At 40.3% G+C, this 20,752-nt stretch carries 19 protein-coding genes, 1 tRNA gene and 1 pseudogene; 7 read left to right on the forward strand and 14 right to left on the reverse strand.

Features of this window, described 5'->3' with window-relative positions; all coding sequences use genetic code 11:
* Positions 1 to 64: 64 nt before the first annotated feature.
* The 7 genes from MJX77_RS11305 to MJX77_RS11335 form a co-directional block, all read right to left on the reverse strand.
* On the reverse strand, positions 65 to 715 hold the full coding sequence (locus MJX77_RS11305; protein WP_005307108.1) for a hypothetical protein: 651 nt from the start codon (positions 713 to 715) through the stop codon (positions 65 to 67).
* Positions 716 to 738: 23 nt separating this feature from the next.
* Entirely contained in the window at positions 739 to 1,551 is an 813-nt protein-coding gene (queF, locus tag MJX77_RS11310; RefSeq protein WP_192454941.1) for an NADPH-dependent 7-cyano-7-deazaguanine reductase QueF, read from the reverse strand.
* Entirely contained in the window at positions 1,548 to 2,321 is a 774-nt protein-coding gene (locus MJX77_RS11315) for an ABC transporter permease (protein ID WP_004791025.1), read from the reverse strand. The genes queF and MJX77_RS11315 overlap by 4 nt, the downstream gene beginning before the upstream one ends.
* Positions 2,318 to 3,253 (reverse strand): ABC transporter ATP-binding protein, encoded by a 936-nt coding sequence (locus MJX77_RS11320; RefSeq protein ID WP_151821294.1) that lies wholly within the window; start codon positions 3,251 to 3,253, stop codon positions 2,318 to 2,320. The genes MJX77_RS11315 and MJX77_RS11320 overlap by 4 nt, the downstream gene beginning before the upstream one ends.
* 117 nt (positions 3,254 to 3,370) lie before the next feature.
* Positions 3,371 to 3,447 (reverse strand) — tRNA-Arg (locus MJX77_RS11325).
* 101 nt (positions 3,448 to 3,548) lie between these two features.
* A complete protein-coding gene (locus MJX77_RS11330; RefSeq protein ID WP_502806541.1) occupies positions 3,549 to 4,187 on the reverse strand; it encodes a hypothetical protein in 639 nt (212 codons plus the stop codon).
* A 144-nt stretch (positions 4,188 to 4,331) separates the two neighbouring features.
* Positions 4,332 to 5,018: a 3'-5' exonuclease gene (locus MJX77_RS11335; RefSeq protein ID WP_252059095.1), complete on the reverse strand. Its 687-nt coding sequence runs from the start codon at positions 5,016 to 5,018 to the stop codon at positions 4,332 to 4,334.
* Between the two features lie 248 nt (positions 5,019 to 5,266).
* On the opposite strand from MJX77_RS11335, the gene MJX77_RS11340 reads away from it, so the two are divergent.
* The gene (locus MJX77_RS11340) at positions 5,267 to 6,496 is read left to right on the forward strand and encodes an alpha/beta hydrolase (protein ID WP_252059096.1); all 1,230 of its coding nucleotides are present in this window, start codon (positions 5,267 to 5,269) and stop codon (positions 6,494 to 6,496) included.
* A 92-nt stretch (positions 6,497 to 6,588) separates the two neighbouring features.
* Here MJX77_RS11340 and MJX77_RS11345 read toward each other — a convergent pair.
* Positions 6,589 to 6,681: pseudogene (locus MJX77_RS11345) on the reverse strand (hypothetical protein); the annotation flags it as partial.
* A 61-nt stretch (positions 6,682 to 6,742) separates the two neighbouring features.
* Between MJX77_RS11345 and glyA the strand changes: the two are divergent.
* The gene (gene glyA, locus MJX77_RS11350; protein ID WP_032052288.1) at positions 6,743 to 7,996 is read left to right on the forward strand and encodes a serine hydroxymethyltransferase; all 1,254 of its coding nucleotides are present in this window, start codon (positions 6,743 to 6,745) and stop codon (positions 7,994 to 7,996) included.
* Between the two features lie 61 nt (positions 7,997 to 8,057).
* On the opposite strand, the gene MJX77_RS11355 is transcribed toward glyA, so the two are convergent.
* From MJX77_RS11355 to adeF, 3 genes are read right to left on the reverse strand one after another with little or no spacing between them, the layout of a single operon-like run.
* Positions 8,058 to 9,533 (reverse strand): efflux transporter outer membrane subunit, encoded by a 1,476-nt coding sequence (locus MJX77_RS11355; RefSeq protein WP_252059097.1) that lies wholly within the window; start codon positions 9,531 to 9,533, stop codon positions 8,058 to 8,060.
* A gap of 12 nt (positions 9,534 to 9,545) precedes the next feature.
* On the reverse strand, positions 9,546 to 12,725 hold the full coding sequence (gene adeG, locus MJX77_RS11360; RefSeq protein WP_049837112.1) for a multidrug efflux RND transporter permease subunit AdeG: 3,180 nt from the start codon (positions 12,723 to 12,725) through the stop codon (positions 9,546 to 9,548).
* Between the two features lie 6 nt (positions 12,726 to 12,731).
* The gene (gene adeF, locus MJX77_RS11365; RefSeq protein WP_013197220.1) at positions 12,732 to 13,952 is read right to left on the reverse strand and encodes a multidrug efflux RND transporter periplasmic adaptor subunit AdeF; all 1,221 of its coding nucleotides are present in this window, start codon (positions 13,950 to 13,952) and stop codon (positions 12,732 to 12,734) included.
* Positions 13,953 to 14,153: 201 nt separating this feature from the next.
* On the opposite strand from adeF, the gene MJX77_RS11370 reads away from it, so the two are divergent.
* The 5 genes from MJX77_RS11370 (at position 14,154) to MJX77_RS11390 (ending at position 18,420) form a co-directional block, all read left to right on the forward strand.
* Positions 14,154 to 15,182, forward strand: a complete 1,029-nt coding sequence (locus MJX77_RS11370; RefSeq protein WP_005307076.1) for a LysR family transcriptional regulator — start codon at positions 14,154 to 14,156, stop codon at positions 15,180 to 15,182.
* Between the two features lie 175 nt (positions 15,183 to 15,357).
* Positions 15,358 to 16,143 (forward strand): ABC transporter substrate-binding protein, encoded by a 786-nt coding sequence (locus MJX77_RS11375; RefSeq protein ID WP_252059098.1) that lies wholly within the window; start codon positions 15,358 to 15,360, stop codon positions 16,141 to 16,143.
* Between the two features lie 91 nt (positions 16,144 to 16,234).
* Positions 16,235 to 16,924 (forward strand): ABC transporter permease, encoded by a 690-nt coding sequence (locus tag MJX77_RS11380; RefSeq protein ID WP_087399935.1) that lies wholly within the window; start codon positions 16,235 to 16,237, stop codon positions 16,922 to 16,924.
* Positions 16,921 to 17,634 carry an ABC transporter permease gene (locus tag MJX77_RS11385; RefSeq protein ID WP_005307068.1) on the forward strand — a complete coding sequence of 238 codons (714 nt, stop codon included), beginning with the start codon at positions 16,921 to 16,923 and terminating at the stop codon, positions 17,632 to 17,634. The genes MJX77_RS11380 and MJX77_RS11385 overlap by 4 nt, the downstream gene beginning before the upstream one ends.
* 9 nt (positions 17,635 to 17,643) lie before the next feature.
* On the forward strand, positions 17,644 to 18,420 hold the full coding sequence (locus tag MJX77_RS11390) for an ABC transporter ATP-binding protein (protein WP_252059099.1): 777 nt from the start codon (positions 17,644 to 17,646) through the stop codon (positions 18,418 to 18,420).
* Positions 18,421 to 18,494: 74 nt separating this feature from the next.
* Here the strand turns inward: MJX77_RS11390 and abeS are convergent, their stop codons facing one another.
* The 3 genes from abeS to trhP all read right to left on the reverse strand — a co-directional run bounded on the left by abeS (position 18,495) and on the right by trhP (position 20,697).
* The gene (abeS, locus tag MJX77_RS11395) at positions 18,495 to 18,824 is read right to left on the reverse strand and encodes a multidrug efflux SMR transporter AbeS (RefSeq protein ID WP_252059100.1); all 330 of its coding nucleotides are present in this window, start codon (positions 18,822 to 18,824) and stop codon (positions 18,495 to 18,497) included.
* Between the two features lie 236 nt (positions 18,825 to 19,060).
* Positions 19,061 to 19,324 (reverse strand): YfhL family 4Fe-4S dicluster ferredoxin, encoded by a 264-nt coding sequence (locus tag MJX77_RS11400; RefSeq protein ID WP_174744659.1) that lies wholly within the window; start codon positions 19,322 to 19,324, stop codon positions 19,061 to 19,063.
* Between the two features lie 2 nt (positions 19,325 to 19,326).
* Positions 19,327 to 20,697 carry a prephenate-dependent tRNA uridine(34) hydroxylase TrhP gene (trhP, locus tag MJX77_RS11405; protein ID WP_252059101.1) on the reverse strand — a complete coding sequence of 457 codons (1,371 nt, stop codon included), beginning with the start codon at positions 20,695 to 20,697 and terminating at the stop codon, positions 19,327 to 19,329.
* Positions 20,698 to 20,752: the final 55 nt, after the last annotated feature.

A 20,752-nucleotide genomic window follows, 5' to 3' on the forward strand; every position in this document is an offset into this window, starting at 1 on the left:
GTATATCAATATTTTGCAATAAAAAAACCTAGCTTTCGCTAGGTTTCCGATAGTCTATTTTTTATTAGTTAAAGAATAAGCCATCATGATATTCAGCCATCGCTTTTAGTTCAGTACGATTTAAGCTTGGAATCAATTTGTCGATCGCAATGTGAACAGCTTTTGTTACAGCTGCTGCACCAATATCGGCTGCTTTACGTTTAATCATGCCAAGGTCTAATGTTTTATTAAAATCAGACATGAAGTGTTTAATCATGGCATCGCCGAATTGTTTATATAACTCAGCTAAAGCAGCTTTATTAATGTCATTGCCTGCTTCAAGTTCAGTAAAGTTATGCTTAAGGTTAGTCACTAAACCTGCATCTAAATTTACGCCTACTTTATATTGGCCTTGTGGGTCTTTAAATAAGCTTTTTTCAGAAAACTCTACTGATTGTTTAACCACATCATTTGGTGCTTTGCTTAACAATTGCTTTAAAAGAACAGCAACAGTTGATTTGACATAGCCTGCTAGTTTTTCGGCAGTATCGCGCTTTTCACTTGCAGGAAAATGCTGAACTAACTGAATTAAGACATTATCAATAATCTCTTCATTAAGTTGTAAAGCAATCTTATCGCGAAGTGGATATAAAGGTTCGCTAGAATTTTTATTCGCAATTCCAGTTTGTATATCGTTCAATAAGCCTTCAGAAGGGGTAAAACCAAAAAACGGCATGGTGTATCCTCAAATTATTCGTTTTATTGTCGTGCCAATCGAATCGGTTTTGGCATCCATGAAAGATCCGATACTCGGCAAGGGTTAATATCAAGTCCGCCGCGACGAGTATAAGTTGCATAAACCATCAGCTTCTCAGGCTCTAGATTTTGCCAAATATCGGCAAAGATCTGTTCGACACACTGTTCGTGAAAGCCGTTATGCTGACGGTACGAGATAATATAAGCTAAAACACTACGATAACAAGGTTTTTTGCCTTTAAAACGAATAAAAACTGTACCCCAATCCGGCTGTCCCGTGACTGGGCAGTTACTTCTCAAAAGATGAGAATACAGCTCAATTTCAACTTCTTCACCAGACTCATCTCGTTTTAAAAGAGTCGCATCAGGATGTTGCTCTAAACGTTCTGGAGTAAGGTCATCAATACAAATGCCTTGAGGTTTAGAAATCTCTAAATCATCAACCTGAAATAAGGTTAATTCAACTTTTGCACCCGCAGCAGCTGAGAGATCTTTTTCAACCGTTTCAATGAATGACTCTTTCGAATCAAATTGAGTGAAATTAAGACTATTGAAGTAAAGTTTTAATGACTTTGACTCAATTAAATTCGGTGAAGAAGCGGGCAGTGTAATTCTGCCAATCGCAACTTGTGGAATACCATGAGCGTTTAACCATGAGATTTCAAAAACATGCCACCAATCTTTACCTTGAGTAATGCCTTCAATATGTGAATAGCTTTCACGAGATTGAGCACGGGCAATTGGAAATAAAACATCAGGTTGATAATTAGTTGGATATTGGGTTTCTTTACCCAATAAAGACTGTTCGACACTCATTCACGCATTCCTGAACCACGAGCAAGTAAATAGTAAGCAATTCCGTAAAGTACAACACAGCATGATGTCACAATGATTAAAGAGAATGAAACATTCACATCGCTATGACCTAAAATGCCGAAACGGAAAGCATTAACCATATAAACAATAGGGTTAATTAAAGAAAGTTTTTGCCAAAAAGGACCAAGTGCACTAATGGCATAAAACACACCACCTAAGTAGGTGAGTGGAGTAAGTACAAATGTTGGAATAATAGAAATATCATCAAATGATTTTGCATAGACTGCATTAATAAAACCACCTAATGAGAAAAGAACCGACGTAATTAAGACTGTATATATAGTTACGAACCAGTTGTGTATGAAAAGGTCAGTAAAGAACATGCTCATTGCAGTCACAATAGCGCCCACTAATACACCACGGCAAATACCCCCAATTACATAGCCCCATAAAATGATATGGAGTGGAACGGGACTCATGATGAGTTCTTCAATACTTTTTTGGAATTTCACACTAAAGAAACTTGAAGAAACGTTGGCATAACTATTGGTAATGACCGCCATCATAATTAAGCCGGGTACGATAAATTGCATGTAGCTCACGCCACCCATTTGTCCAATGCGTGAACCCACCAAATTACCGAAAATGACAAAGTACAAACTCATCGTAATCGCAGGTGGTAATAAGGTTTGTGGCCAAATGCGTAGAAAACGGCGTACTTCTTTACGAACGATGGTCCAGAGAGCAATTTGCAGTTGGCTAAAATTCATTTTGCCTCTCCTTCAAGATTTTTCTCGACCATTTTGACAAATAACTCTTCTAAACGGTTCGATTTATTACGCATACTACGAACACGAATACCTTGAGATTCTAATAGCTGGAATAGGTCATTTAATGTATGCGCTCTATCCATCGTTACTTCTAATGTATTGCTATCAATTAAGTTAAACTTTACACCAATAATATTTAACTGAAGCGGCCCAATCGGTTCGGCTAAATCGAAGATAAATGATTCTTCATTGAGCTGATTAAGGAAGTTCTTCATGCTGGTGTCTTCTTTAATTATACCGCGGTCAATAATCGCAATTTGACGACACAACATTTCTGCTTCTTCTAAATAGTGGGTCGTTAAAATAATAGAAGTACCGCTTTCGTTCATTTCAGTCAGAAAATCCCACATAGAACGGCGTAATTCAATATCTACACCGGCAGTAGGTTCATCTAAAATAAGAAGTTTAGGCTCATGCATCATGGCACGGGCAATCATTAAACGACGCTTCATACCACCAGACAGCATACGTGCTTGTATATTACGTTTTTCCCACAGACCGAGCTTTTCTAAATAATGTTCGGCACGTTTTTCTGCAATCTTTTTATGGATGCCGTAATAGCCAGCTTGAGTGACTAAAATATCGAATGTTTTTTCAAACTGTCCAAAGTTAAATTCTTGAGGAACGACACCAAGCTGCTGTTTTGCCAGAGATGGATGGGTATCGAGATTGTGCCCAAAAATCTCAACTGTTCCTGAGGTTTTTTTCGTGAGGGAGCTGATAATACCAATGGTTGTTGATTTGCCGGCACCATTTGGGCCTAACAACGCATAAAATTCACCTTCAGGCACAGTGAGGTTAATACCTTTTAACGCCTGAAAACCATTACGATATGTTTTGGACAAATCTCTTAAAACCAAAGCATCAGTCATGAAATTCTCACATTATGAAAGAGGGGTATATTTTGAGCGATAATGATTAATAAACCAAGTAAAATAGTCGGAATTTTATAAAATTGAGATAAATTTATGAAGTTATTATATAAAAGCTGGTGCGCCCGGCGGGGATCGAACCCACGACCCCAGGTTTCGGAAACCTGTACTCTATCCAACTGAGCTACGAGCGCATGCGTGGGGCACATCATAGGAAAAAAACACTGGCAGGTAAAGCACGAAATACGTGCCAAGTGACTTTAATGCTTAATTAAACAGCAAGTTGTTCAATATTTTATATACTTTCTTGAAGAAGCTGAATTGAATAGTTAATTGTACGTAAAGCTGTGGCAAGTTCCTGAGGGGGAATGCGTGATTCTTGTAAATTTGTAATCCATTGCATTTGGCATAGTTTAAGCTCTTGTATTGTTGTGGATTTCTCTATTTTTTGAACAAGTGGTTTAGTCATTAGTCCACAATAACTGCTAAGCGTTTTCATCATTAATAGTTGTATTTCTTCGAAAGAAAGAATCTGAGAAGGTGTTACTGGTTGAAAATATGTAGTACTGGACTGATCAAAAGTTTTTTGTTCGGAAAGCTGGATTTCTCCAACAATATTTGGGGAATGTGCTATGGAGCTACCAACAGATTCTGTTTGATTTTCTTCTACTTTATTATTTAGTGGGGATGTTTTTAAAATAATTTTTTCATCAGTTAACGTTTCGGTAGAGGCAGTTGGGGCAATAAGTTCTAAGTCGACAAGCTGTTGAATCAATTCTGGAGAAGCAATACGTTTTTTAAATTCACCATTTAAGTTTTGAAAATCTTCATGGTCTATTAAGAGTAATAAACGTCTTTGTTTTGCATTTAAAACAATATTGCGTTGTTGAAGCGCAACTCTTCCTAAATTGGTTCTATAAAAACCAGCCATGATGTTTCCCCAATATAAAAATAGATCAGACCGTTCAATTTTCTGAGTTGAACAGTGCTGTTTTTAATAAAATATAAATGGGGTTAACCATAAAACTCAAAAATGACAATATGATGAAGAATTGATGAATATCATCTATTTAAATCATTAAAGCACACTTTCTAATGCTTTGCGAAGATAAATATCAAGCTCATCTTGGCGTAATAACCATTGAATATAGTCTTTAGGAAGTTCAGCAATTGCTGTGCCTTTATGCTTACCAAAGTTAACCGTTGTGGGGATACGTGCTTCTTCAGAAACTCGGTATAGCTCTTCAATATCTTGAATATTTAAATGATAGACAATATGCATCAAAATATTAGCAGTCAAAATAATATCTGCATCGGCACGGTGTGCACCTTTGAGTAATTCACGAGCTTTACTGCTGCCTTGCGAAATCATATAGATGAGGGCGGAGATATTATGTGCTTCTGCTTCAGGCCAAACTTTACGCGCTAAAGCTAAAGTACAAATCGGTTTAATATTCGATACATCTACACCGCAACGTGCAATCGCGGCAATATCGTAATCAATATTGTGACCAATAATATAAGTCGTGCTCTCTGGTAATTCAAAGGTTTTATAGTGGGGCTGATTTTCTAAATCTGACTCTAATATATGGTGAACTGCCATAGCGGCGTAAGAAATAGGGGCACCGACTTGATAGAGCTGATCAAACAATTTGCTTTTATCTAAGGTGAGCTTGCCTTCATTAATTTCAATCGGGGCATAAGCAATTTCAATAGGCAAACCATTTAGTGTATGCGTTTCTGTATCTAAAATAATGGTTTGCATAACTGGCCCTTTAAACAATCACGAGTAGCTATGAATGTTAACAGTTGGTTGTTCACTTTAAAACATGAAGTGAGGCTATAAAGTAGCGAGAACGTCATTTATATTAAAAATAAAGTTTTCATAGATTAATTTCATCCAATAGAACTTGCCAAAAATTAAGTTTAGGCGTAATTGTTTTTAAGGCATTAGAAAATGTTGATTAAAAAACTAAAGCAAAACAAAAATGGAATTTAATGGAAGATATACCAATGAAAATGAAACTGTTCATGGCCAGTGTTCTTAGTACGAGTTTATTTTTAGTCGCTTGTGGAGGGGGGAGTAGTGATGATAACTCAGCCATTGTCGACCCATCAGGTACTCCAACCAATAATATTAAAAATCCAGTTGTTAAGATAGATGCTTACACGAGCACCAACTTAGGATCAGTTGCTGCTGAAAGTAGTATTTTGACCTATAAAATGTTAGGTCAAAGTGGCCAAGAAGTACAGGCAACTAGTTTGGTATTCACACCAAATACACCAGCACCAGCAGGCGGTTGGCCAATTGTCGTTTGGGCACATGGCACTACGGGTGTTGCAGATGCTTGTGCACCAAGTAAGGCAGCTTTAACAGACAGTACAAAAGATTTAATTAGTAAATTACTTGCAGCAGGTTATGTTGTTGTCGCACCTGACTATGAAGGTTTAGGTACCCCAGGCATACATCCATTTTTAAATGTTAAAAGTGAGGCTTTCTCAATTACGGATGCTGTGGTTGCAACGCGTAACTATTTATTACAGCGTAATTTATTAACTTCAAAAAAATGGTTAACAGTTGGGCACTCACAAGGCGGACATGCTGCATTAGGTGCTGCACAATATGCGAGTCGTGCACAGCTCGACTATAAAGGTACTGTAGCTGTAGCACCAGCTTCTAATTTAGGGAGTATTCTTTTAAATGGAGAATTAAAAGCTGCAAGTGCATCAGTATATGAAAAAAAGGCAATCTATGCGCAGCTTGATGCATTTACAGCGCTTGTTGTAGCAGGAATTCGTAATACCCATCCAGACTTTAATTATCTTCAAGTATTTACTGAATCTACTGCAAGGATTGCACAAGACGCTGAAGGTTTTTGTTATGAACCTTTACTCGGGGATTTTAGCGCTACTATGCAAGTTTATATTGCAACTCATGGGGAAACATTAGATGGTTATACGCGTACACAACCTAATTTTATGGCAGTGCCGCTAGTTAAGACGTTTTTGGAAAAAGATTCACAGCCGCTACAAGTAAAAGTCACTACACCTATCATCATTTATCAAGGGATAGCTGATCCTACAGTACCTAAATTGGCAACTGATTTATTGATATTTAATGCCACTAGCGTAGGTACTAAAATTAATAGTTATGTGACTGGTAACTGGGACCATAACACGGCAATGAGTAGTAATGTAGACAACATTGTTGGAAATGTGCAGACTTTGCTAACAGCACAATAGAGTTATTGATATTTAAAGTATTTTTAACCTTATTGTAAGCTAAAGTGAATGAGGAAAAAATTTTAAATATAAGCTTTAAACCAGCTTTTTTATTGATTTATAAACAATGGCTCATTTTTTATAAAACTTGAGCCATTTTTATTTAAAACTGAGCTAACTTCATTCTGTTTAATTATAAAGTTCATGCTACAATATGTCGCAATCTTAGCACGGCTTAAAAGCCCTAATTTTATAGGACCCCCGCTAATGTTTGCCAATATTTCCATTTCTGAATTTGATCCAGAATTAGCTCAAGCAATTGCTTCTGAAGGTGAGCGTCAAGAAGCACATATCGAGTTAATTGCTTCTGAAAACTATTGCTCTCCTGCTGTGATGGAAGCGCAAGGATCAAAACTTACGAATAAATATGCAGAAGGTTATCCAGGTAAACGCTATTATGGCGGTTGCGAATATGTGGATATCATTGAGCAAATGGCGATTGATCGTGCTAAAGAACTTTTTGGTGCAGATTACGCAAACGTTCAACCACATGCTGGCTCACAAGCTAACTCTGCTGTTTATTTAGCGCTTCTTAACCCAGGCGATACTGTTTTAGGTATGAGCTTGGCTCACGGTGGTCACTTGACTCACGGTGCTAAAGTAAGCTTCTCTGGTAAAACTTATAATGCAGTTCAATACGGTCTAAACGCTGAAACTGGCGAGATCGATTATGAAGAAGTTGAACGCTTAGCATTAGAGCACAAGCCACGTATGATCGTTGCTGGTTTCTCTGCTTACAGCCGTGTTGTAGATTGGCAACGTTTCCGTGACATCGCGGACAAAGTTGGCGCTTACCTTTTTGTTGATATGGCTCACGTTGCAGGTCTTGTAGCTGCTGGCGTATATCCAAACCCAGTTCAAATTGCTGACGTAACTACAACTACGACTCACAAAACACTTCGTGGTCCACGTTCTGGTTTAATCCTTGCGAAAGCGAATGAAGAAATCGAGAAGAAACTTCAATCAGCTGTATTCCCTGGTAACCAAGGTGGTCCATTGATGCATGCGATTGCTGCTAAAGCAATCTGCTTCAAAGAAGCAATGTCTGATGAGTTTAAAGCTTACCAACAACAAGTTGTAAAAAATGCTCAAGCTATGGCTGAAGTGTTAATCGCTCGTGGTTATGACGTTGTTTCTGGTGGTACAGAAAACCACTTATTCTTGTTATCTTTAATCAAGCAAGATGTAACTGGTAAAGATGCAGATGCTTGGTTAGGTGCTGCTCACATTACTGTGAACAAAAACTCAGTTCCAAATGACCCACGTTCTCCATTCGTGACTTCTGGTATCCGTATCGGTACTCCAGCGGTAACAACTCGTGGTTTCGGTGAAGCTGAAGTTCGTGAGCTTGCTGGTTGGATCGCTGACGTGATTGACAGCAAAGGTGACGAAAAAGTTATTGCTGACGTAAAAGCGAAAGTTGAAACTGTTTGTGCAAAATTCCCTGTATACGCACAATAAGTTGTAAATATAAAAAAGCGCCGTATGGCGCTTTTTTTATATCAAGTTAATTAGGGGAAAATTAATTTTCAGATTTTACCGATGACTCGGCATTATGCCAGCCACCACCTAATGCGCGGATTAAATTTACACTAGCCATCATTCTAGTGCCGTTAAGCTGTGCAGAAAGTTGCTCTTGTTGCAAAATAGTCCGATCCGAGTCAATCACATCAAGATAGCTAATAGCACCTTCTCGATAACGTAGATGAGACAATTGATTTGCATAACGAGAAGAAGAAAGTGCTTGGCTTTGAGCCTGAATTTGCTGATCGAGAATTCTTTGGTCAGATAAACCATTTTCAACTTCGCGAAATGCATTCAATACAGTTTGGCGATAGTTTGCGACGCTTTCTTCATAGGCAGCTCGTGCTTGAGCGACTCCAGCTTTACGTTGTCCGCCGTCAAATAATGGCAAAGATAAAATAGTGCCTGCGACTGGACCAAGTAAGAATGTACGGCTAGACCATTTACCTAAATCACCTAAAGTTGATGATTCATAACCGAGTGCACCGGTCAGGTCTAGTTTTGGGAAGAACGCAGCACGTGCAATTCCAATACGCGCATTATCTGCTGCCATAGCACGTTCGGCAGCAGCAATGTCAGGTCGTCTTTCAAGTAAAGCTGAAGGTAAACCTGCTGGCAGACGGAGGTTGTTTGCAGTTAAAGGTTGAATTGCCAAGCTAAATTCAGCTGGTGTTTTGCCTAACAATACTGCAAGTGCATGTTCTGCATTGGCTCGGTTACGAGCAATGTTCAGTGCATTGGTTTGGGCGGTAGCCAGTTCAGTTTGTGCGCGAGAAACATCTAATTCACTGACTAAACCATTCTTAAATCGGGTTTGAACTAAGTCACGTGTCTCGCCAAGCAGTTTAATAGTGCGATTATAAATTGCTTGTTCAGCGTCAAGCTGACGAATGAGAAAGTAACCTTGGGCAACATCTGCTTGTAAAGCTAAAAGTGCCGACTGATATAAAGCTTCTTGTTGCTGTACATCAGCTGTTGCTGCATTGACACTACTGGCGATACGACCAAATAAATCGAGCTCATATGAAACATTCGCTTGAGCACGCCATAAGGTTTGTGCAGATGTATGGGCATTGTCATCTAAACCTAATGAAGCAGGAGAGGGTTTTTGACGAGTTGGGCCAAAGCCAGCACCAATACTTGGCAAACGTTCAGCTTGTGCTGCGGAACGTAACGCACGTGAAGCTTGAATATTAGCCGCTGCCGCTTTAAGACTCTGGTTTCCAGAAATGGCTTGTTGTTCGAGCTCATTCAATTGAGCATCATTAAAAACACGCCACCACTCACCTCGAATCTGCTGATCGGCAGGTTGGGCAATTTTCCAATTATTGTCTTCAAGTTTTGGGTCAGACTCTTTAAATTTGACTGGAACTATCACTTTTGCAGGTTGATATTCAGGAGCCAAAGAGCAGCCTGCAAGCAGCAGGCTCCCCATGAGTGAGGACAATAATAAGCTTTGTTTTGCTGTAGCCATCAAATATCTTCCTTAATGATCATGTGGGGTAGATAAAGGCGCTTCATGAACTGCTGCTGAATGCAATTTATGTTTACTGTTCAGTGTACGAATCAGGACATAAAAGGCAGGGGTCAGGAACAAACCAAACAGTGTTACACCGATCATGCCGAAGAACACTGCAATACCCATCGCATGACGCATTTCAGAACCTGCACCAGTTGAAGTAACTAGTGGGACTACACCCATAATGAAGGCAATAGAAGTCATTAGAATTGGTCGTAAACGTAGACGACTGGCTTCTACAGCAGCTTTGAATGCAGTCGCACCTTGCATTTCGAGTTCCCGTGCAAACTCGACAATTAGGATGGCATTTTTACAGGCCAGCCCGACCAGTACCATCAGACCAATTTGGGTAAAGATGTTGTTATCTCCACCTGTCAGCCACACACCTGTTAGAGCCGCCAAGATTCCCATTGGTACAATTAAAATTACAGCTAAAGGCAAAGTTAGACTTTCATATTGAGCGGCTAAAACTAAGAACACCAGTAAGACGCTAATTGGGAATACCCAGAGTCCTGCATTACCAGCCAAGATTTTTTGGTAAGTTAAATCTGTCCATTCAAACTTGATACCACGTGGTAGAGTTTGAGCAGCAATACGTTCAACCGCAGCTTCTGCTTGGCTAGATGAATAACCCGGTGCAGGGCCACCATTAATGTCCGCTGAGGTATAGCCGTTATAACGAACGACCATTTCTGGACCATAAGTTTGAGTCACATTCACTAGTGAAGATAACGGAACCATTTGTCCAGCACTGTTACGGGTTTTAAGCTGCAAAATATCTTCAGGATTAGCACGGAACGGGGCATCTGCCTGTGCTCGAACCTGATAAACACGTCCAAAGCGGTTAAAGTCGTTAACGTACTGAGAACCTAAATAAATCTGCATGGTGTTGAAAACATCTGTTACTGCAACACCTTGTTGTTTGGCTTTTACACGGTCAAGATCTACGTTCAGCTGAGGTACGTTAATTTGATAACTTGAGAACATTGGACCAAGTTCAGGGGCTGATTGTGCTGCTTTCATAAAGTTTTGAGCAGCATCGTTCAAGGCTGAATAGCCTAAGGCGCCTCGGTCTTCAAGTTGGAGTTTAAAGCCGCCCATGGTGCCTAAACCCATCACAGGTGGTGGTGGGAAAACCGCAATATAGGCATCTTGAATGGCTGAATATTTCTGGTTGAGCGCACCAGCAATTGCATTTGCAGATAAGTCTTTAGCCTTACGTTCATCGAATGGTTTTAAGGTCACAAAGACAATACCAGCGCTTGAGCTGTTGGTAAAACCGTTAATTGATAGGCCAGGGAAGGCAACTGCACTTTCTACACCAGGCTGTTTAAGAGCAGTGTCACTCATTTTACGAATCACTGCTTCGGTACGATCTAAAGACGCGCCGTTTGGCAGTTGAGCAAAGCTAATCAAATATTGTTTGTCTTGAGCGGGAACAAAGCCACCCGGAACAATATAAGAAATCCCAACGGTTAAACCTAAAAGTGCTGCATAGACACCCATTGCCGATGCTTTATGGGAGATAACGCGACTTACGCCTTTACCATAGTTGTCTGACGCACGGGTAAATACGCGGTTAAACAGCGCAAAGAAACGTCCGAATACACGGTTCATAAGGCGGGTTAATGCATCAGGTTTAGCATCATGTCCTTTTAGTAGCATGGCTGCTAAAGCAGGCGAGAGCGTCAGCGAGTTAAATGCCGAAATGACAGTTGAAATGGCGATGGTCATGGCAAATTGTTTATAAAATTGCCCTGTTAAGCCTGTCATAAAGGCAAGTGGAACGAACACGGCAACCAGCGTTAAAGCAATGGCAATAATCGGTCCGCTCACTTCTCTCATCGCGCGATAAGTTGCATCTCTTGGGCTTAAGCCTGCTTCAATATTCCTCTCGACATTTTCGACGACGACAATGGCATCATCGACCACAATCCCGATGGCAAGTACCATCCCGAACAGTGAAAGCGCATTGATCGAGTAACCAAAAGCAAGCATGAGCGCGAATGTACCAATAATTGAAACTGGTACGGCAAGTAATGGAATAATTGAAGCACGCCATGTTTGTAAGAATAAAATCACAACCACAACAACCAGTGCAATCGCTTCAAGCAAGGTATGAACAACCGCTTTAATACTGGCACGTACGAACTGGGTAGGATCGTAAACAATGTCGTATTTAATTGAAGATGGGAAATCTTTTGAAAGTTCTTTCATCGTGCTACGCACTTGATCAGAAACTTGCAAAGCATTAGCGCCTGGCGCTTGGAAAATTGGAATAGCAACCGCTTGTTTATTATCGAGTAATGAACGTAAGCCGTATTGTGAAGCTGCAAGTTCAACACGAGCAACATCACCTAAGCGAGTGACCGCACCATCTGGTGCAGTTTTTAAAATGATATCTGCGAATTCTTGCTCAGTGGTTAAACGACCTTGAGCGTTCACTGAAAGTTGTACAGGAGAATTTGTTGGTGATGCACCAATGGTACCTGCTGCAACCTGAATGTTTTGTTCGCGGATTGCACTCACAATTTCAGTGGCTGTGAGATTACGTTGCGCTACTTTTTGTGGGTCGAGCCACACACGCATTGCGTAGTCACCCGAACCAAATAAACCGACTTCACCTACACCTTGTAAACGAGCCAAACGGTCTTTTACGTTGAGCACCGCGTAGTTACGCAAGTAGGTCATGTCATAGCGATTATCTGGTGAAGTCAGATGCACAACCATGGTTAAAGTCGGTGAGCTTTTTAACGTAGTAACACCTAAACGCTGTACGTCTTCAGGCAAACGAGGCATGGCCTGAGATACACGGTTTTGAACCAATTGCTGAGCTTTGTCTGGGTCAATACCGAGCTTAAAGTTCACTGTAATGGTTAAGTTGCCGTCACTGTTTGCCTGAGACTGCATATACAACATGTCTTCAACGCCATTGATCGACTCTTCAAGCGGAGAAGCAACAGTTTCAGCAATGACTTTCGGGTTTGCACCCGGATATTGAGCACGTACCACCACAGATGGTGGAACAACTTCCGGATATTCTGAAATCGGTAATTTAAATACCGAAAGTAAGCCGGCAAGTAAAATCAGTACTGATAACACACCAGCAAAGATCGGCCGATCAATAAAAAATTTAGAAATATTCATATGTGATTAACCTTTTGCCGGAGTTGATGTTTTTTCTGTTGGCTGAGGTTGAGGAGTAGTGCTGCTTGCAGTGATTTGCGCATTTGGCATCGGAACGAGGTGTGGGGTCACAGGGTCACCCGGACGAATTCGCTGTAAACCATTCACCACAATACGGTCACCCGCTTGTAATCCGCTATTTACGATTTGCAAGCCATCTTGTTGTGTGCCAAGTTTTACTTCACGGTAAGCGGTCTGATTTTTAGCATCGACTACAACAACAAAGCGTTTATCTTGGTCGACGCCGACCGCTGTTGGACTAATCAGAATTGCTGAACGAGGTTGACCACCACCCAGACGGATTCGAGCATATAAACCCGGTAATAAAACTCCGTTTGGATTGTCGAAAGTCGCGCGAACACGAATCGTACCTGAGGTTGTATCTAGGTTATTGTCGATTGAGTTGATGACTCCTTCACGAGAAAACCCAGTTTCATTGGCAAGTCCCATATAGACAGGAACTTGTGCTGAATTACGCTGGTTGCTGATGTATTTGAGGTAAGTTTGTTCATCAACATCGAAAGATGCATAAAGGCGAGATACAGAGACTAAACTTGTTAAAACCTGTGCTCCATTACCCGCAGAAACCACGTTGCCCACTGTCACTTCGGCACGAGAAATTCGACCACTGACTGGTGCAGTAATGCGCGTGTACTCAAGATTTAAACGTGCAGATTGAACGGCTGCTCTAGCGGCTTGCAGGTTGGCACTGGCTGAGCGTGCATCATTTTCAGCTAGATCTAGCTCTTGACGAGATACAGCATTACTTTGAATTAAACGTTGAATACGAGAAAGATTAGAACCTGTATAAGTCACTTGTGCTTCAGCTGAGGCGAGTTGAGCTTGGGCACGATTGAGTTCTGCTTCGAAAGGACGCGGATCAATGGTAAAAAGTAATTCGCCTTTTCTAACCAGACTGCCATCTTTGAAGTGTACGGAAATGAGTTTACCTGAAACCTGTGGCCGAATATCGACTTGATCAATGGCTTCTAAGCGACCGGAATATTCTTGCCAATCGGTAATGGTTTTGCTGATGACATTCGAAATATCAACAGTAGCAGCTTGTTGAGCTGTGGTCGGTGCAGCTTTTGCATCGGCATTTTCATGTAAAAACATAAAACTGCCACCCGTTGCCAAAATGGCGACAAAGATGGCAGACAGCGCAAACTGTTTGCGGGAAAATGACATGAGGTGCTCCTACTTATTTGGATACCTGTTTTCAGACTTTTAATTATGGTCCGTATGGGAGAAACAGGGTTTATGGGATGGACGGAGCATAAAAGTTTGTCAATCACGAATAAATATATTAAATTCGATAACACTATTCGTATTTTTATAATAATTGATGTGTTTGAATGAAAAAATGCATTAATTGATAGGAGTGTGCGTGTGGATCTATTTCATGCGATGAAAGTATTTAACAAAGTTGTTGAAACAAATAGTTTCAGTTTAGCGGCTGACAGTTTAGGCCTACCGCGCGCTTCAGTGACTACAACCATTCAGGGTTTAGAGAAACATTTACAGGTTCGTTTATTGAATCGGACCACTCGGAAACTCAGTTTGACACCAGATGGTGCGGTTTATTATGAGCGTACTGCGCGAATTTTAGCCGATGTCGAAGACGTTGAATCGACTTTTCATGATTCAGAACGTGGACCTCGAGGACGACTGCGCATTGATGTTAAAGCTTCAATCGGGCGGTTGATTCTGATTCCGATGCTGTGTGATTTTCATTCCAAATATCCTGATATTGATTTGGTGATTGGAATGAGTGATCGCCCCGTAGATCTGGTGCAAGATGCGGTGGATTGTGTCATTCGTATTGGTCAGTTGAAAGATTCAAGTTTGGTGGCACGTCGTATCGGAACAATTCAGTGTGTGACGGTTGCTGCACCACGTTACTTGGCGGAACATGGCGAACCAAAAACTATTAATGATCTACAAAAACACCAAGTCGTGCATTACTTTAATAGTCGTACTGGGCGTAATATCGACTGGGATTTTATGGTTGATGGGGAAATTCACAGCGTTGGCGTGAAAGGGCGCGTTTCTGTCAATGATGGTGATTCATATATTGATTTGGCTGTACAAGGTTTTGGTCTAATTCAATGTCCATATTATATGGTGGCGAAACATTTAGAATCTGGTGCGCTTAGGGAGGTATTGACTGAATGGTTGCCTGCTCCTATGCCAATATCAGTCGTTTATCTACAAAACCGTCATTTATCGCCTAAAGTCCGTGTATTTGTAGATTGGGTAGCCGAATTATTTGCAGGTTGTCCATTGCTGAGTGGTTGCTCAATGTCATTAGATCAAAAATGTGAATTTGCCAGTGCCAAAGAACACAACCATGAATACACCATTCGGACATTGGTTCAAAATGAAAATATGGCAGAGGCCTACACACTCAAAAACTAACTTAAAATTTGAGTGATTTTTCAACATTTAATGAGGTAATACGATCCGCTGTTTTGATATCTTCATAAATCCTTAATTTACTGGTATAGAAATTGCAATTATTTCGGCAGAAGAGTAATTTAGAAATTACTCAAGTTTTTATCACCTTATTTGGATTTTAAGGAGAAGCTTCAAGATGGCAAGCTTTATGAAAAAAATGTTCGTTTCAACAACCTTAGTTTTGGCTGCTGTTGCAACGAATGTTCAAGCAAAGGATTGGAAGGTGATTCGTTTTGGTACTGAGTCCTCTTATGCACCATTTGAATATAAAACCCCAGATGGCAAGTTAACTGGTTTTGACGTTGATTTGGGTAATGCTATTTGTGCAAAACTCAAAGCCAAATGTGTTTGGGTTGAAAACTCTTTTGATGGGATGATTCCAGCACTTAAAGCGAAAAAATTTGATGGTATTCTTTCATCAATGACGGTGACTGATGAACGTGCGAAACAAATTTTGTTTAGTAGCAAAATCTACAACACACCAACGCGTATGGTTGCAAAAAAAGGCTCACCATTATTACCAACAGCTGCATCATTAAAAGGTAAGCGTGTAGGGGTACAACAGGGCACAATTCAAGAAACTTATGCTAAAACCTATTGGGCAACAAAAGGTGTAAACGTTGTACCTTATCCAGTCCAAGATTTGATTTATCAAGACATGATGTCAGGTCGTTTAGATGCAACTTTACAAGATGCAATCATGGTTGATGGTGCTTTCTTAAAACAACCAAAAGGCAAAAACTTTACTTTTGTCGGTAGCAATGTGGTTGATGCAAAAACACTGGGTGTAGGCGCAGCGATTGGTTTACGCAAAGAAGATGCAGATTTGAAAGCGAATATTGACAAAGCTCTCGCAGCAATCATTGCGGATGGCACATACAAGAAACTAGAGAAAAAATATTTCTCCTTTAACATTTACTAATGATGTGAAAAATGTCGGCTTAGTGCCGACATTTTAAAATCTATTCTCATCTCATCAATATTAGATATTGTTTTTAAGGAGAAGATGAGTCATGTTTTTATCTGGCTATGGGCCACTCCTTCTCAGCGGAACATGGATGACCATACAGCTTGCGCTGTTGTCACTTTTGCTTTCCGTCATTATTGGCTTAATTGGTGCGAGTTCAAAACTCTCTAATATTAAAGCTTTACGCTATATTGCGACCGCCTATACCACGCTCATTCGTAGTGTGCCTGATTTGGTAATTATGCTGCTGTTATTTTATAGCTTGCAGTTAGGTTTAAACCAAATTACTGAAGCATTGCAAATGGACCAGATTGATATCAACCCATTTGTGGCTGGTGTGATTACTTTAGCGTTCATTTATGGTGCATATTTTACCGAGACCTTTCGTGGTGCATTTCAATCGGTTCCAACGGGTCAAATTGAAGCAGCAAAGGCCTATGGTATGACCCCTTGGCAGGTTTTTCGACGTGTATTGTTCCCTCAAATGATGCGTTTTGCATTGCCGGGTATTGGTAATAATTGGCAGGTTTTGATTAAGGCAACAGCACTGGTTTCAATTATTGGCCTGACTGATATTGTAAAAATTACGCAAGATGCGGGTAGAAGTACCATGCAATTGTTCTTTTTCAGCATCGTGGCTGCTGCGATTTATTTGGCAATTACCACCGTGTCGAACCTGATTTTAATGTGGCTTGAACGTCGTTATTCTGCTGGTGTGAGGAAGGGACAATTATGATTGAAATCCTTCAACAATATTGGCAGGCATACCTTTGGACCGATGGCCTACAGATGACCGGTGTCGCGATGACTGCTTGGTTATTGGTGCTTTCTATTGGTATTGGCTTTGTGCTTGCTGTGCCTTTATCACTTGCACGAGTATCAGAAAATCTTTGGTTGCGTGGTCCAGTTTGGTTGTTTACCTACGTTTTTCGTGGCACGCCCCTGTATATCCAACTGTTAATTATTTATTCAGGTATTTACAGCTTTGATTACGTCCATGAACATCAGACGCTCGATGCATTTTTCCGAGAGGGCATAAATTGCACCATTTTGGCATTCGCGCTCAATACTGGTGCATATACGACTGAAATCTTTGCTGGAGCGATTCGTTCTATTCCACATGGCGAGATTGAAGCCGCCCAAGCTTTCGGTATGTCCAAATGGAAACTCTACACACGTATTATCATTCCATCGATGTTACGCCGTGCTTTGCCATTTTACGGTAACGAAGTCATTTTGATGTTGCATGCGACAACCATTGCATTTACAGCAACTGTTCCAGATATTTTAAAAATTGCGCGTGATGTAAATGCGGCAACCTATGACACCTTCAATGCTTTTGGGATTGCCGCGGTGTTATATGCGATGTTGGCATTTATTTTGATTTGGATATTTCGTAAGTTGGAAAAACGTTGGTTGGCATTTTTAAAGCCATCGAATCATTAGGAGACATAAATGGAACACGTTGCAAAACTAGTGATTCGTGATTTACACAAAACATTTGGCGATCATGAAGTACTGAAAGGGATATCACTTGATGCAAATGCTGGCGATGTGATTAGTATTATTGGTTCATCCGGTTCAGGTAAAAGTACCTTGCTGCGTTGTATCAACTTTTTAGAACAACCGAGCAATGGCACCATTAAACTCAATGGTGAAAAATTACGCACAGTCTTTGATAAAAAAGGCAATTTAAAAGTGGTTGATCTAAAGCAACTACAAAAAATGCGTACCCAACTGATGATGGTGTTCCAGCACTTTAATTTATGGTCACATATGACAGTGCTTGAAAATGTCATTGAAGGGCCAATTCATGTGCTTGGAGTAAAACGTGCTGAAGCAGAAGAGTGTGCACGGAAATATCTACGTAAAGTTGGATTGCCTGAAAGCGTTGAGAGTAAATATCCAGCATTTTTATCTGGTGGCCAGCAGCAACGTGTAGCAATTGCTCGTGCTTTGGCAATGGAACCGGAAGTGATGCTATTTGATGAACCAACTAGTGCACTTGATCCTGAGTTGGTGGGTGAAGTACTCAAGGTTATGCAGAGTTTGGCTGAAGAAGGCCGTACCATGATTGTGGTGACACATGAAATGGGCTTTGCACGTCATGTGTCTAATCAAGTGATTTTCTTGCATCAAGGGAAAATTGAGGAACAGGGCCATCCTGATGAAGTACTCAACAATCCGAAAAGTGAGCGTTTAAAGCAATTTTTGACGGGCAGTTTGAAATAAGCTGTTTATACCGAGTAAGGTGAAATTTTTCTAAAAGAATTTTCATCTTACTCGGTTACTTTTTTAATTATATTTTATAGATGGGTATTTTTAGAAAACACATTAATAATGATAATACCTGCAATCATTAAAGTAAGACCAATACAGGCCGCCAAATCTAAATGCTGTTTGTACAATATCCAGCCAATTGCAGAAATTAAAATAATACCCGCGCCAGACCAAATGGCGTATGCAATTCCGATCGGAATCGTTTTTAGCGTAAGAGACAATAAATAAAAAGCAATTGCATAACCCACAACTGTAATGATGGATGGAATAGGAACCGTAAAACCTTGAGATGCTTTTAAAGCTGAAGTTGCAATGACTTCACAAGCAATCGCAATTGCTAAATAAAGATAAGACATGGGGAGCTGCGCCAGAATGAGTTTTAATCAATCTACATGAAATGTTGAAATGGTTTGGCAGTTTTAACGATTGTTTAATTTTTTTGGTACAAAATGACCAGTAAATCAAACTGAACTGATAAATTGATTTTATCACTAGCAAAGTGTTCTCAGCTATTTATTCATTTATTTAATCATTGAGCTGCATAGTCATAAAAAGAGGATCCGGAACTTTAGCCTGATCCTCGATAGTCTTTTTAAGAAATAGATTCGCCGAGTAAATTTAACCCTTTAAATTTCTCTAGTAGTTGCTCTTTATTCTCAATATGCGCAGGGTCTGGTTTTATGCAATCGATAGGGCAAACCGCCTTACACGTAGGCGCATCGTAAAAGCCTACACACTCGGTACAACGAAGTGGATCAATTTCATAAACTTTGCTCCCTTCAAAAATAGCGATGTTCGGGCATTCAGGTAAGCACATATCACAATTGATGCAGTCACTAGTAATCAAAAGCGCCATATTTAACTCACTGAATAAGCCAATGTAGATGCAGTAATACTTTCTTTCGCATGCGGCAAATTGCGTACGAGTAGGGCATAACTGATGTCAACATCTTGTGAGAGTGGAATTTCAACAAAATGCCCCGAACCTTTAGCATCTGTAATTGGGTTACCTTTTAAATCACGCATTTCGGTTAAGGTAAAGGTGATGTTGCCTTGAGGCGTCATCAGCTCAAGTGAGTCACCAACTACAAAACGGTTTTTAACTTCAATGCGAATATAATCGCCGTGGCGTTCTAAAACCTCTCCACAAAATTGTTGATAGTCAAAGTGTGATGAACCATCAGCATAGTTTTGATATTCGCTATGAACATGACGTCTTAAAAAACCTTCGGTATAACCGCGATTTGCCAACCCTTCGAGCTGAGTCATTAAGCTTGGGTCAAATGGTTTACCTGCTAAAGCATCATCAATGGCTTTTCGATAAATTTGAGCAGTACGGGCACAATAAAAATAGGATTTAGTACGGCCTTCAATTTTCAGTGAGGCGATGCCTATCTTGGTTAAACGATCTACATGCTGTACCGCACGTAAATCTTTGGAGTTCATAAAATAGGTGCCGTGTTCATCTTCTTCGGCAGCAAACATTTCTTCATCATTACGTTGTACAAGCAAAGTTTGATTCGAAGTTTTTTCTGATTGTGCTGATGAGCAGCAAGACTTTTCTGAGGTGTTGAGCTGAGTAACTGGAATTACATCGCCGTTTGCATCTTCTTGAGCTTCATGCAGTTTATAGTCCCAACGGCAAGCATTGGTACAAGCACCTTGGTTGGCATCACGTTTGTTCATATAACCAGAAAGTAAACAACGGCCTGAGTAGGCCATGCATAGTGCGCCATGTACAAAAACTTCGAGTTCAATATCTGGTACGTGTTGCTGGATTTCTTCTATTTCTTCTAATGACAACTCACGAGATAAAATGACACGGCTTAAACCGTAATCTTTCCAAAATTTAACAGTGGCCCAGTTAATGGCGTTGGCTTGAACAGATAGATGAATTTGTACTTCTGGAAAATGCTCACGCACCATCATGATCAAGCCTGGGTCAGACATAATAAGAGCATCTGGTTGCATCGCTATAATCGGTTCAAGATCACGAATAAAGTTTTTTAATTTGCTGTTATGTGGCTGAATATTCACCACAACATAAAACTTTTTACCCAAAGCGTGGGCTTCATCAATACCAATTTTTAAATTGTCATGATCAAAAGCATTATTACGCACACGTAAACTGTAACGTGGTTGGCCGGCATATACGGCATCTGCACCATAGGCAAATGCATAGCGCATGTTTTTTAGTGAACCTGCGGGAGAGAGGAGTTCAGTTTTCATAAAATAAAAGGCATAAAAAATATATGGTTTTATTTTATTAACTCTGTATTTTTGA

Origin of the sequence: Acinetobacter sp. AHP123, from assembly GCF_023757925.1 — a bacterium.
Taxonomy (GTDB): Bacteria; Pseudomonadota; Gammaproteobacteria; order Pseudomonadales; family Moraxellaceae; genus Acinetobacter; species Acinetobacter oleivorans.